The organism is Allochromatium humboldtianum (genome assembly GCF_013385175.1).
Classification (GTDB): domain Bacteria; phylum Pseudomonadota; class Gammaproteobacteria; order Chromatiales; family Chromatiaceae; genus Thermochromatium; species Thermochromatium humboldtianum.
The window spans coordinates 166,565-179,549 of record NZ_JABZEO010000002.1; the positions used below are offsets into that span (position 1 = coordinate 166,565).

Annotated in this window: 9 protein-coding genes; 2 read left to right on the forward strand and 7 right to left on the reverse strand. The window is 63.7% G+C overall.

Features of this window, described 5'->3' with window-relative positions; genetic code table 11:
* The first annotated feature begins 180 nt into the window (after nt 1-180).
* Nucleotides 181-363 carry a hypothetical protein gene (locus HW932_RS03265; RefSeq protein WP_176975064.1) on the forward strand — a complete coding sequence of 61 codons (183 nt, stop codon included), beginning with the start codon at nt 181-183 and terminating at the stop codon, nt 361-363.
* On the opposite strand, the gene HW932_RS03270 is transcribed toward HW932_RS03265, so the two are convergent.
* The 6 genes from HW932_RS03270 to HW932_RS03295 all read right to left on the reverse strand — a co-directional run bounded on the left by HW932_RS03270 (nt 364) and on the right by HW932_RS03295 (nt 9,957).
* Nucleotides 364-3,105, reverse strand: coding sequence for a helicase-related protein (locus tag HW932_RS03270; protein ID WP_176975065.1), 2,742 nt, complete (start codon nt 3,103-3,105; stop codon nt 364-366).
* Nucleotides 3,102-5,000, reverse strand: a complete 1,899-nt coding sequence (locus HW932_RS03275) for a phospholipase D-like domain-containing protein (RefSeq protein ID WP_176975066.1) — start codon at nt 4,998-5,000, stop codon at nt 3,102-3,104. Before HW932_RS03275 ends, HW932_RS03270 begins: the two co-directional genes overlap by 4 nt.
* On the reverse strand, nt 4,997-6,292 hold the full coding sequence (locus tag HW932_RS03280; RefSeq protein ID WP_176975067.1) for a hypothetical protein: 1,296 nt from the start codon (nt 6,290-6,292) through the stop codon (nt 4,997-4,999). Before HW932_RS03280 ends, HW932_RS03275 begins: the two co-directional genes overlap by 4 nt.
* Nucleotides 6,289-7,260 carry a hypothetical protein gene (locus HW932_RS03285; protein ID WP_176975068.1) on the reverse strand — a complete coding sequence of 324 codons (972 nt, stop codon included), beginning with the start codon at nt 7,258-7,260 and terminating at the stop codon, nt 6,289-6,291. The genes HW932_RS03280 and HW932_RS03285 overlap by 4 nt, the downstream gene beginning before the upstream one ends.
* A gap of 85 nt (nt 7,261-7,345) precedes the next feature.
* Nucleotides 7,346-9,523 carry an AAA family ATPase gene (locus HW932_RS03290; RefSeq protein ID WP_176975069.1) on the reverse strand — a complete coding sequence of 726 codons (2,178 nt, stop codon included), beginning with the start codon at nt 9,521-9,523 and terminating at the stop codon, nt 7,346-7,348.
* A 2-nt stretch (nt 9,524-9,525) separates the two neighbouring features.
* Nucleotides 9,526-9,957 carry a hypothetical protein gene (locus HW932_RS03295; RefSeq protein WP_176975070.1) on the reverse strand — a complete coding sequence of 144 codons (432 nt, stop codon included), beginning with the start codon at nt 9,955-9,957 and terminating at the stop codon, nt 9,526-9,528.
* Nucleotides 9,958-10,063: 106 nt separating this feature from the next.
* Here HW932_RS03295 and HW932_RS03300 point away from each other — a divergent pair, with 106 nt between their 5' ends.
* Entirely contained in the window at nt 10,064-11,119 is a 1,056-nt protein-coding gene (locus HW932_RS03300; protein WP_176975071.1) for a helix-turn-helix transcriptional regulator, read from the forward strand.
* Between the two features lie 146 nt (nt 11,120-11,265).
* Here HW932_RS03300 and HW932_RS03305 read toward each other — a convergent pair whose 3' ends face one another.
* Entirely contained in the window at nt 11,266-12,576 is a 1,311-nt protein-coding gene (locus HW932_RS03305) for a GGDEF domain-containing protein (protein ID WP_176975072.1), read from the reverse strand.
* Nucleotides 12,577-12,985: the final 409 nt, after the last annotated feature.

Sequence of the window (12,985 nt, forward strand, 5' to 3'; positions counted from 1 at the left end):
AGGACTCCGGTATCGGTGCGGGACTCGGGCCGCCCGCCACTGCGCAGCGCAACTGGCCGGCGGGGTTATACTCGTCCCAAGCTATCCAATGGACCTCAACCATGATCGAGATCGAATACAGCGTCAAGGGCCGCCGGCTGGAGTCGGGAGTTTCCCTGGCACGAATCGATTCTGGTTATCATGGCGGTTCTTCAGCCCCCTGATGGGGCGTTCACGCCTGTCACTGACCCGCCCCTGTCGCCGGCGATCCTGATGGCCGCCGTCGCTGTTTCAGTCACCGCCGAGCCATTGCCGGCGGGATTCATCCATCTCCAGACGCTGGCGCCTGAGATCGCGCAGGACAAAGGAGCGTGGGCAGCATGACTATCGATCCTCGGTAAAATTTTTGTGCCTCAAAGGATTGAATCTTGGAGCGCAGTGATTGAGTTCGTTGAGGCGGGTCTTCGGCACGCGATCCCACGCGTTAGCGGGTAGCAGTGAGCCGAAGAGGCTAGCATCGAAGGCGTGCTGTCGGCGCATCACACGATCCCACTGAAAGGCGTCGTATGTGCCTTCGAAGACAAGTTGACGCACCTCAACAAACGGAGGCTCTCCTTGTTTTCCATCCTCAATCCACTTTCTCGCGAGCCGCTCCCAGCGGCTGCCTTTCCGGTCCACACGCCCGATTTGCTGTTCGAGTACAGCGGGGTTCCATTCGGCGTGGAACTGCAGGACTACACGACAGGACTCGTGAAGATTGAGCCCCTCGCGCCCGACCTGACTCTGCGCGATCAGCACCCACGGCGAGCCACCGGAACGGTTGAATGCAGCCTGTAGGTAGCGCCGGGTCTGCCATCGAGTGTCCCCCTGAAGAAGACGCGCGTGAAGGCTCTGGCGACTGTCGTCGTCATCGAGAAGTGCCCTCAGCGACTCCTGACGGAGCACGATCTGCTTCTTTTGGATCTCTTCATTACCCAACTCGCTAAACAGCGGAAGCAGGCGCTCTTTGACGAACTCGGCGACGAGCGTCTTGAAACGCTCGTCGGTCAACTGCTTGTCGGACACCGATGTCTTGGCTAGGAAGTCGTCGAGTACGAACGAAATTAGGTGGTCTTCGAGCGCACCCTTGAGCGCGGGCGCATCCAATGCACCGCCGAGGAACAGCGGGTCTTTGCTCCACGCGACGACCTGCTTCTTTGCGCGCAAACGTACCCTGTCCCGCAGGCGTTCGTAAGCCTTGTGGCTCTCTTCGAGTGCGTCAAGCATCACTTTGTTGCCGCCTGCGGAAAGACGGCCTTTGAGCAAGCCTTCCGCGCGCAGGCGATAGAGCTGGCGCAACGCAATTTCGCTCAGTGCATTGTCGGTGTGAATTGCGTGTACGATCGGCTGACCCACATCGGCGGCATATAGCGCTTGCCGCACGTTGAGCACGTCACGCAGGAGTCGAAGCGGGCGCAGGAAGACGCCAAAAACCAGTACCTTCTCGCGCTTAAGCATCCAGCTCTCGATCTCCTTCACGGCAGCAAGAATGCGCGGATGCTCATCCTCGTGGAGGCCGGAACGCATGGACTTCTGAATCCTGGCCCGCCAGTATTCAGTGCGTTGCAATTTGCCTCGTGCGACAACTTCGCAATCCTCAGGGGGTACGATTCGCACGTCAGTGTCGAAGATGTCGGCACTCAGGTGACCAGATGCAAGTCGCACGTACATATCTCTGATCAGGTGCTTCAGCCGCTTCTGCTTTTTCTCATCGGAACTGTTACCTGATAGCTGAATCGCCGACTCAAACACATCCTTTTTCAAGCCCCGTGCGCTCTGGCTCATGCACTCGGCCGCAAAGAGCACATCGAGCCAGGGCGAATTTTGGCTGACCGTTTCCGTCCATCCAATCTGTAGGCGCTGAAGGCGTCGATGTGGATGCGGCCGCCCAGCGAGCAGCTCTGCACCCTCGCGAAATTTCGTGATGAGCGGATCCTCGTCCCGCCGACGCCGCGTCACGTATGGAGAGAGCGTCTTGGTAAAAACCTTTGCGGCTGCGCACAGCTCATCGAGGCGACTTCCTTCATCGGGGGCGATAGCGGCGCGCGATGCCGCGTCATGCAGGCGCTTCACCACCTGCTTCCCTTGTTCTTGGTCGATCCCGCAGTGCGCACGGCGAAGCAGGTCGAGCCACTGCGATAGATCAAGTTCCATCGGCGTCGCCGTGAGGCACAGCCGACGGCCGTGCTCGGGCTGCTTCAAGATCTTGTCGACGAGGCGAGCGAGCACCTTGCCCGATTTCGTGCGCCGATCCGTGTCCTCGACCTCCTCTACCTCGCCCCGGCTCTTATGGGCCTCGTCAATGACGAGCAGATCGAACTCGCCGAGCCACAGGCCCAGCAGCTCCTCAGTCAACGGACGCCCATCGCCGCCGTTGCCAAACTGCGCAAGGAGCGCGTTGTTGTTCCAGCTCGACACGTTGAGCTTGGGCAACGCCTCAATGCGCTTGCTCAAACGCTCAGGAACGCGGGGCGCGATCTCACTCGCGATGCGTGCCATGCCCTTCCAGTCCCACCACGATTCAGGCGCGTTCTTGATCTCGCGCTGGAGCTTGCCGATCCGCGTCCGCCCGTCATTGCGCTCGGCTTGCGAGGCGAGATGCAGCTCGACGAACGCCGGCAGCGCCACACGCCAAGGGTTGCTGCGGACCAGAGGCGTGCGAAATCCGTGAGAAATGAGCCACCACTCGGACTTGTCTGGACGGGGGCAGTGTTCCTTCCACGAAGCCTCATTCAGCGACACTCCTCGCAGGAACTCCGTGAACGTCGTGAGTTCCTTCGGCACCGGGCTGATTGCACAGAGCTTCCGCGACTCCGCGATCCACTGGTGCATGAGTCCGTGCGGAACGACGACAGCCGCGCGACCGCCCGCTTTCAAGACGGCGTGAACCACAGCGCACGCGATGCGCGTCTTGCCGGTGCCGACCTCATCCGCGAGTATGACACCGCTCTGTGGCAGCCGCTCAGCCACCCATGTGAGCGACGCTCGCTGGCCCTCGTCGAGATGCTGATCCGCACGCGGCTTGGCCGCATCCTTCTTGACGAACGTGCGAAGCGCGGTGGCTGCACCTGCCCACGAGAAACTCATTGCAGCCCCCACGCACGCGCGGCGCCATCAAGCACCTCGGAGTACCTGGCTTCCTGCTGTTCATTCAGATTTGGTGGTCGCAGTTCCTCTGCCTTAAGGTGCAGGAATATATTGAGACGATGCGTGCGCCAAGTCTCAATGAGTGCTTGAGGAAAGGATGCACGGAACATCCGATCGAGATGATCGAGCCAGTCGTCAAGCATCGACTTGGGCAGTACCGCCTGTAGGGCAGCGACCTTTTCGATGAGTTCGGCAGCGGCGTGCAGCGCATAGCGTTTCTCCTGCTCGACTCTCTCCTCCGTCCTTTCTCCAGTCCCTTTGCCATTCATGTTGCGACCATCCTCTTCGTCACTGTCATCGTCGTCCGTAGCCTCGGCAGGACGAATTGGGAAATCGAGGAGGGCCGCAAGCGCATCAGCGTAGGTGTCGAAGCGTGGCGGTTGCCACCCAACGCGCCCGGCGGCGTCCACGACGGGTACGACCCACCTGTGGGTGCTTTCGCCAGCGACGTTGAGCGCGGTTGGACTCTCGTCGTTCTGCAGTGGGATTTCGCTCCCTCGTTTCACGTCGAACCAGTCACGTCCCGTCCAGGAGATCCTCACGCGGGACTCGCCAGAGAAGTCCTCGCGCCAGAGCAATATTAGGCGTCGTGTCTGCGCCGTCTCGATCATCGCCGAAAGAATCGGCGTTGCTTCCAGGATGGGCTGCGCGTCTGGCGCGTCGCCCACCTGACCGATGGCCCACTCCTCGTCGCCGATGATCTCGGCTTCGTCCGACCAGAACAGCCAACGCTTGATCGCCTCACCATCGAGTCGGTCGTCGACCGCGAAGACCACGCCGGTCTCGACGTTCCCCTTGGCCATCCCTCCGTGAGTGAGGAGGCCGCGGCGCGAGAGGTTGCCCGACCCGAGATAGATCCAGCCGTTACTTAAGTGCCCGTTGCGGAGGTAGCCCGCGTAAACGAACTTCGCATGGAGCCGCCGTTTGTAGTTGAGCGCGTCAAAGGGGCGAACGACCTCCCAGCCGTCCGTGTTGCCCGCCTTGGCCCACGTCGCCACCGCACCAGATTTTTCGGGCTCGACCAGCGCCACGCGGCGCACGTTCGAGGTGAACACACCCAGGTTCTCGAGCTTGTCGAAGACGGCGGGCTTGCGCGCCTTGTTGGACGGCTCCTCGTAGAAACCCGAGCCGCACAGTAGCAGGTTCCTCGGCTTGTCGATCGCGCTGTGGAAGCGCTCGCGGATCTGGTCGTACAGAGGCCTGTCGAGCGAGTGGATGAAGCGTGGCTTGCGATTCGTCTTGAGGGACGATGCGGCCTTAAGGAGGACGTCGAGCCGCGACGTCAGCTTGCGGTCCTCCGGCGGGAGACTCTGTTCGTTGCAATGGAAGCGTTGCGTGAGGAGCGTCTCCACGAACGCTCCCGCTACCCTGGCATCCGCGCGGTCTTCCGGGCGTGCAGTGTCGTCGAGGGGCACATCGACGACCCAGACCAACTCGAGCTGCTGCCGCGCCGAGGTATAGGTGAAGTTGGCCGTGAGTACCGCGAGGCGAAGGTGGACAGGTGCGCCGGTCCGGCTCGGTGCGAACGCCAGCAGCGCAACCTTGGCGTGCAGGAGCGAATCGGTCTCGACCTTGCGCGGCTGGATCTCGTGCAGGCCGGGGATACGTCCTGGTGGAAAGACCTCCTGCCGGGAGTCCGAAGCATGTCCGTCAAGCATAAGGTATACGAGCACATGCCCCAGTTCGGCGCGCTGTCGGGGGCGAAGACCCGTGAAACGCTGCATGGCGTCCTCAAGGAAATCTTCGGTGCCGGTCATGGCGACGAGGGCTGCGCTGTGCCCGGCCAGACCATCGGGCGGCACAAAGATGTCGAGTAGCGTCTTCTCGGCATTCATCGCGAACTCCTTTGATCGATGTCGCGCAGGAGCGAGTGAAAGTTCGCGATGCGGAACGTTCGACCCGTGCGATCGGGTTCGATGCTCGCCGCGCCGTCTTCCGGGTCACTGGTGTTATCAGTCGAGCTGACGATGCGAAACAGCGGGCCGCGGGTGACGAAGCCGTCGGCAAGCCCGAGCACCTCACCGGAACGCCGAACGAGGATCCGAATGGCTTCCGCGTCATCTCCCGCGACGACTGCGTCTGCGAACGCTCGGCTCGTGGTCTCCTTAACGGCCGCCGTGTTTGCCTTCTCGATATATTTCTTCGAGCTGGTCCGGAGATCCTTGATCGACTTCTTGAGCACTGAGTCACTTGCAAGATTCGTAAGCTTCACGCCGCCACGTCCGGGCTCGACCGCGCGGGTCAGGCTCGCGACTGCATCACGTGCTCGGTCGAGCACTGCGCCGAACGCACGCGCTACGACGACTTCGTTGGCTTGCTCGCGATGACCGGCCTCGCGAAGACGAACGACAACGCTGTCCTCGATGCTCGGCAGTTTTGCAGCGCGCCCTATTGCTCGGGCTAGGTGCTGCCGCTTCTCGCTTGCGGACGACGATGTTCCGAACAGCCGTGAGCGGATCAGGACGCGCTCATCGTCGGTCGGGTGCTCGGGGGACAGCGCTTGCAGGAGGGTCTTGGGGCAGCCCGAGATCTCGCGGTCGCCTTCGATCCACCCAAGCAGCCACTTGCGAAGGCTGGTGCCGCCTTTCCCGATGCGTTGCTCAAGGAATGCGTCGGCCAGCGCACGCCCGACAGGCTCCAGTTCGAGCAGGTCGAAGCGCGAGCCGCTCGCAAAGCCAAGCCCACCATCAACTCGGAGCGCGCGCGTCGCGGCTTGGCGGTGCGTGTTGCGGACGTAGTTAGTCGCTTGGCGCAACCGTTGGAATGACCACACCTCATGCTCGGCGTCGCGGCCAAATGCGCGTCGTCCGAGGATGCGGCGCGAGGGATCCTGACGATCGCTGAGGTACTCCAGCTTGCATGCGAGTGCCTCGATACCGTGACAGATAGCAGTGGGCTTAGGAACATTTGAATCGTGGCTCGCAAGCTCCTCGTATAGTGCCAGCGCCGCCAAAGGCCATGAGATCTGCCGTGCGAACCAGATGCGTCCAAGTTCGGGCACCACAAGTTCACGAAAGAATAGGTCGGCTGTGCGCAGATCGAAGTCTAGAGAAATCCGTGAAGACGTGAATTCACACGGCGCAGGCGAGAACCAGTAAGTGGAGGCTTCAGTCAATTTGGTTTTCATTTTTGGGTATCTGAACGACGAGCAGGCTGCAGGAAAAATGGAATATCACGAGAATCCACATCTGCCACCACGGGTTCTACTGGATGCCACACATAGTCCTCGTCATCCGGCCTCTCGGCGACTTCTTGTCTTAAACCGGCGATCCATCCAGGGGTGGTCGCGAGCGGCGTATCGCCCCAGTCGCCAACCAGCATCAGCTCCAGACCCCGTCGTCCGTTCGGCCACTCAGGATGCGGAAACCACCCCATCACTACAAATGCATCCTCCGGCAAACGCCGGCACAGATGATCGGTCAGTCGCACAAACTCATCCAGGCTCAGGTCGACACCGCCATGCAGAAAGGCTATGGCCCCTTGAATCTGCCCAGGCTGGAGTGTGTGCCACACCCGTTGGAGCGCGAAAAGACGGCGTTCAGGACGACTCCAGATGGTCGCGGCGCTGCGTGCCTGTGATCCTAGACGCAGGATGTCGCGTAAATCAGCCGCATCGATGCTGATCAGGGTTCGGTTCAAGAACAGCAGGCCGATGCCCAGGCTGAGCGCGGCCATCCGGCGCAGCTGTGGGTGTTGCGGACAGAGATCGATCACCCCATCGAAGTGCGCGCTCAGTTCCTGGCGCCACGATGGCTCGGCCGTGGCCGGCTGATCACCGATGACGAGCGCGGCGCGCAGATAGCCGATCGGCGCCAGCCGTTCAGTCCAGAAGCGGCTCATGTCACGCGCCTGACGATCGCGGGCATCAATCACTAGTACGACGAGCACACAGGGATAGGGCGGAGTCTCCGATGACCAGGCGTCCACAATGGCCGGATCCGTGCCGGACTGCGCGACGAGTCCACCGATAGCCGCCTCGGTTTGCATCTGGGCACGCAACGCCCTCAGCAGCTGCTCTGCCTCCGGCCCCAGGCCGATACAGAGCGAAAGTGCGTTCGAGGCATCGGGATCATTTGAAAGAAGAAGCGGGTTCATGTCGTCTCCGAATCGTGGGGCCACACCCGGATTCAATCACAACGCGGCGTCATGGTGGCCGGCGCGCGGCCGGCGCACCAGGAACTCAAGCCACCGCCGCCAACGACTCGCCCTTGAGCTGCCACTCCACCACCAGCCGCTTGATGAACTGCTCCGGCGTGAACGCCTCACCGAGCAACCGCTGCTGGCGGCAGACCGTGGCAAAATCCCCCGGCGTCAGCCCCGCCAGCTGTTCGAGGTGACGCACCCACTCTGGCGCCATCGGCGCCGTGGCCTCCCCGAACACCTCACGCGCGAAGAGCGCCACCCGCTGCGCCGCCGTCAACGCCTGGAACGACAGCTTGAAGTCGAACCGGCGCAGCGCCGCCCCATCGATCCCGCTCATCAGGTTGGTCGCGGCGATGAAGATCCCCGAAAACCGCTCCATCTGTTGCAGCAGCTCATTGACCTGGGTCCGCTCCCAACTGTGCTGGGCCTGACGACGATCGCTGAGGAAGCTGTCGACCTCATCGAGCAACAGCACGCTGCGACTGGGATCGAACTCGCGGAACAACCGCGCCAGGTTGTGCTCGGTCTCCCCAACATAGGGCGAGAGCAGATCGGACGCCTGACGCGCCACCAGCTCGCGATCGAGCGCCTCGGCCAGCACCTCGGCGAACGCCGTCTTGCCGGTTCCGGGCGGACCATAGAAACAGAGCGTGCCGCGCCCTTCACGGTGCAACGCCCGCGCGATCGCGCTCGGCGAGAGTCCGCCGCCGAGATTCAGATAGGCCACATCGAACTCGGTCGCCGGTTCACGCCGACGCGGCGCGGGCGACCCATGCAACAGCGTGCGCAGCGCCGCCATCCCCTCGCGGACCGTCGTCTCGGGTTCCGCCCCCGGACGCAACTCCAGCAGACGCCGGGCCGCGCCGAGCTGGGCGGGGGCGAGCAAGGGATCGGCGGCCAGCTCATCGAGCAGGGTCGGCGACAGCCCGGTCTCGCCCAGATGGCGCTCGGCCATCTGCCGGCGCACCGAGCGCGGCGGCGTGACACAGGGCACCGGCACCAGGAAGCGTCGCAGAAACGCCGGATCCATGCCGTCGGTGCGATTGGCGATCCAGAGCGCCGGCACCGGGTTCTCCTCCAGAATCCGGTTCATCCAACCCTTCTGCCGTCCGGTGACGGCCCCGCCGCGCAGTAGCGCCGCGAGCGAATTGTCGCTGTCGAAGACATCCTCGACCTCGTCGAAGATCAGCACCACATCCGGGCGGCGTGCCAACAGCCGCTGTGCGAGCAGATAGGCCGCCAGCCGTCCCTCGCGCACCAGTCCATCTTGATCCTCGTCGGCACTGCGCACCTGATAGGCCGTCAGCCCGGCCGCCGCCGCCACGGCGCGCGCCAGTTCGGTCTTGCCGGTACCGGGTTCGCCGTAGAGCAGGGCATTGACCCCGCCCGCGCCCGTGCGCGCCGCCTCGCCCAGGGTCTCGGTGAGCCGCTCGGCCTCACGCGCCAGATGCGGAAAGGACTCCAGCGGCCAGACCGCCGCCGGCGCCGGCTCGATCAGTTGGGCCAGCAGTTGCGAACCGTCGGCGGGTGCACTGTCGAGCAGCTCGCGCAACAGCTCGCTCGGGCGCAGGAAATCCTCCAGATCGGATTGATCGGCGTCATAGCGCGCCAGACCCAAAGCGCGCAGCGGCGCCGTGCGCTGGAGAGCGGCGCGCAGGGTCGGCGCCGGCAGTCCCAGCAGGGCCGCCAGTCGCGGCAGATTGACGCGGCCTGGAGCGGTCCCGCAGGCACGCAATAGTTGCCGCAACGGCTCGGAGAGGGTATAGAGATCGAAAAATTCCAGCACCCGTTGCGTCGTCGCATCCAGGGCCAACTGCTCGACCAACAGGGCGACGGTGGGCGACAGCGTCACGTCCGCCTCGGCCTTCGTCAGTCGCCTGATGAGCGTGTGCGGGACCGACTCGAAGCCCTGCCGCAGCCGCTCGCGCAGACGGCGATCGCTCAGCGGCAGGTCGTCGTCGTCCCAGTCGATGTGCGGCTCGGCATCGAGATCGTCGATCTCGTCCGGGCGCGTCACGCAGGCCGCGATCGCGCGCGGCTTGATGCTCGACCGCAGCAGTGGCCAGAGGGCACCGAGGACGTCGCGCTCCTGGAGCCGGGTCTTCTTGAAATCGGGTGCATCCTCAATCAGTTGCAGGGCATAGAGCGCCAACCGCCGCTCGACGGCGGGAATGGCCTCGACATCGGTACGCCAGAATGTGTGTGCAGCAGGCATGATCAACGCTCCTCGGTCCAGGGTTGGAAACGACGGCTGTCGTAGTGAAAGACCATCAGCTCGCCGCGTCCGGGATCGGAATCCCAGATGTGGCCGAGCACCAGGTCGAGCGGTTCGCGAAAGTAGGTGCTGCCCGAGTCGTCCTCGCCATCGCGCAGCGGCGTCTCCAGCACCTCGACCACCACGGCCGGCTGGCCATAGCGGGGATGACGCTTGTTCTTCAAGCCCGCTTTCCAGGTCACCAGATCGCCGGGGGCGAAGCGATGCGTCTGGACGAGCGACTGATAGCGCTCGCGCAGGGCGCCGCCGAGATCGCCGCGCAGATCGTCGAGCGGCTCGTCGACGAGCAGATTGGTGGGGTGCTCTTCGTTCAGGCCGATGCGCTCGAGCAGTTCGCGCGAAGACAGCGGCGGGTGTTTCTTGGGGCGTGACATGGCGGAGGCCTCCCGGTTGCGATCGATGATCGCGCGGCTGGATACCGCGCTTGGAAGGCATTGAACCCGATCGACGCGAAAGCGTTTTTCGCCTAAGATGCCGTTCATGATCGTTCAAACGAAACACCAGCCACCGCCACTGGCCGCGCATCAAGCGCGGATCGAGCGACTCGAACGCCTGTTCGAGCTGTTGCCGCCGCCTGGAACGCACCCGGATCAGTGCCCCGATGGGACTCGGTTGCTCAAACGGCTCGCCAATGCCTATGCGGAGGCGAAGAACGACACCAGTCGTCGCCGTATCTTGCAGTACGATCTCAGGACGCTGATCGAGGATGAGCGCATCGAGGAAGCCAATCCGGGCGGGCGACCGTTGCGCTATCGACGCCGCAAGGAACAATGGCGGGATCAAGACGCGCACGTCTGGAACACCGCGCTCCAGCAGATTCGCGATCTGATCGCGGATACCGTGCCACGGCGTGACCTCAATCGGTTGTGGGAGCGACTGCTCAACGACCCGGACGCGGTCAAGCTCGATGCGCGTCGTCTGCGCGTCATTCCGGATACGCTGCGCTTACAGCCGGTGGCGCTCAAGGAAGCCGTGCTCATCGAAGTCATCACCGCCCTGGCCAAGGGCTATGCCCTCGATGTGGATTACAAAAAGGCTGAAGGTGACGAGCAGTCGGCCCTGCTCCATCCCCAGGCCCTGATTCAGCGCGGCCCGATTCCCTATCTCTTCGCGCTCAAGAACGACGAGGATGAGCCGGTACGGCTGTATGCCCTGCAACGGATGACGCGCGCCGAAGCCCAACCTGCGATCGCGGCGCGTCAGGCACCGGCGTTCGATCTGGAGCACGCCATTGAGGACGGATACGCCGATTTCGGGCAAGGCGACTGGATCGAACTGGAATTGCGGGTGCGTGGCTATCTGGCTCGCGTGCTTCCTGACTGTCCACTGTCACCGGACCAGCAATGCACGGCGGAACCCGAGGGCGCGGATTTCAAAATCCGTGTCCGGGCCAGCGTGCCCTCGACCGGCCAACTGCTGCGCTGGCTGTTGGGGGCGGGGGACAATGTCGAGGTGGTCGCACCATCCGAGCTACGCCGGATCCTGGCCTCACAGGCGGCGAAGATGGCCAAACTCTACGGCCTGGAACCGCTTTAACCCCGCTACCGGCAGAGGCTATCACCGGGATATCAACGTCCACGCCACTGTGGCCGAGAGAGGCTGTGGGCGCTCTCTCAGGTGACACGGGCCGCTGTGCCGCCAGGAGGCTTCAAAGGGGATGTTTTCCGGACCCCAGGCGACTGTCACCCGGCTAACGCGCCATCATCGGTGCAGACGCGATTGCGCCCTTCATGCTTGGCCCGATACAGGGCCTTGTCGACGCGATCGAGCAGCTGTTTAGCCAAGTCATCGAGCTCCCCAGCCGTCTGTCCCGTCTCGCTCGCCACGCCCAGACTGGCGGTCAGGTACAGTGCCTCTCCTTCCCGTTTCAGGCGCACCTCGCTCGGCCGGTCGGGTCCGAGCCGGGCGTGGTGTTCCATGGCCTCCGGCGTCAGCGTCAGGGGGGTGCGCTCCAGTGTGCCGCGCAGGCGCTCGGCGATCACGACCGCGTCCGAGCCGGTGGTGTTGGGGAGCAGAATCAGGAACTCCTCGCCGCCATAGCGTACCGCCAGATCCATGGTGCGACAGGTCTGGCTCAGGCACTGGGCGACATGCTTCAGCGCCCGATCACCGAAGTCGTGCCCGAAGCCGTCGTTGACCTGTTTGAAGTGATCGAGGTCCAGCAGCACCAGCGACAGCGGCTGATGGGTGCGCCGGGTCTCGGCCAGACGCCGCTGCAGGACGCGCTCGCATTCGTGCCGGTTGACCAGCCCGGTCAGCCGGTCAAACAGCAGCCCCTGTAATTCGCGTTTGAGCGACTCCGGTTGCAGGATCCGCACCTGGGCGTTGAACCCAAGCAGCCACCAGCGCAGCCCGAGCGTATCCGGCACCTCGGCCCGCAGACGAAACCAGCCGTCGGCGGGCGGATCGATCTTCTGAGTACCGCGCGGCGGGCGCTCACGAATGGCGTCATAGAGCGCGGACTGGAACTCGACGTCCAGCGCGATCACGGCGCCGTGCGCGGCGGTCGCCGGAACCGGTGAGCGGTCGAGAAACGCCGCCCGCTGTTCCGGGGTGAGCGGCGGGCGTGCGGGTGCATCGAGGGGCGTCACCGCCTGCACCCGATGTACGGCCAGCCAGCGCGGGTTGGCATAGTCCCAGAAGGTGCAGGCCAGATACTGCACGCCATTGCGTTGGGTCCAGCCGAAGGGATGCAGCCGCGCCTGCTGGGTCGCACCTTGCTTGCGGTAATCGACCTCGACCTGACGGCCTTCGAACAGGGTCTGGCGCAGCGCATCGGCCAGAGCGGGATCGGCGGGCGGCTCTTCGAGGATCTCGTCCCAGTGTTGCTGGAGCCGGGTGTTCTCCTGCCAGGCCGAGGCGACGGGGTGGTTGGCCAGGACGTCCTCGGCAATGGAGAAGTCCGCGGCCAGTTCCTGCTTGACGGAGGGTGGCAGCACATCGCTCAGCCAGCGTTTGGCCAAGCTCAACACGAGCGCGTGGGCGGGCGTCATCGGCGGTTCCTGTCCTGGATTCGGGGAAGGGTGCGCTTTTCGCGCGTGTGAACTGGAGCGGATAAGCTTCCGGATGGCTCGACGGCCGGATCAGGCTTTCCGGCGGCATCCCGAGATCGCGATGCCGTTGCCGGATCATCGATCGAACTCAGCCGGCATCAGGCACTCGATCTCGCGCAGGGCGGCTTGATCGTCGGATTCGGTCTTGATGGGTTGGATGTCCATGATGATCTCGGATCTCGGGCGACATCGAAGCGCGTAGCCGCTTCGTATAACTTGGAAGTCTGCAATCTGCACCGAGTGGCGGCAAGTCTCATTCGCCGGCGAGCACCGGCTTGATGTCCAGAATCGGGGGCTCGCTCCAGGCGTCGAATCTGTCGACATAGACGCCGGTGGCGTCGACCGGGTT

What these genes read in the sequence shown, in the direction of transcription:
- HW932_RS03290 (WP_176975069.1), bottom strand. Translation starts at nt 9,523, where the DNA reads ATGCCTGCTGCACACACATTCTGGCGTACCGATGTCGAGGCCATTCCC.
- HW932_RS03285 (WP_176975068.1), bottom strand. Translation starts at nt 7,260, where the DNA reads ATGAACCCGCTTCTTCTTTCAAATGATCCCGATGCCTCGAACGCACTT.
- HW932_RS03305 (WP_176975072.1), bottom strand. Translation starts at nt 12,576, where the DNA reads ATGACGCCCGCCCACGCGCTCGTGTTGAGCTTGGCCAAACGCTGGCTG.
- HW932_RS03265 (WP_176975064.1), top strand. Translation starts at nt 181, where the DNA reads ATGGCGGTTCTTCAGCCCCCTGATGGGGCGTTCACGCCTGTCACTGAC.
- HW932_RS03300 (WP_176975071.1), top strand. Translation starts at nt 10,064, where the DNA reads ATGATCGTTCAAACGAAACACCAGCCACCGCCACTGGCCGCGCATCAA.
- HW932_RS03295 (WP_176975070.1), bottom strand. Translation starts at nt 9,957, where the DNA reads ATGTCACGCCCCAAGAAACACCCGCCGCTGTCTTCGCGCGAACTGCTC.
- HW932_RS03275 (WP_176975066.1), bottom strand. Translation starts at nt 5,000, where the DNA reads ATGAATGCCGAGAAGACGCTACTCGACATCTTTGTGCCGCCCGATGGT.
- HW932_RS03280 (WP_176975067.1), bottom strand. Translation starts at nt 6,292, where the DNA reads ATGAAAACCAAATTGACTGAAGCCTCCACTTACTGGTTCTCGCCTGCG.
- HW932_RS03270 (WP_176975065.1), bottom strand. Translation starts at nt 3,105, where the DNA reads ATGAGTTTCTCGTGGGCAGGTGCAGCCACCGCGCTTCGCACGTTCGTC.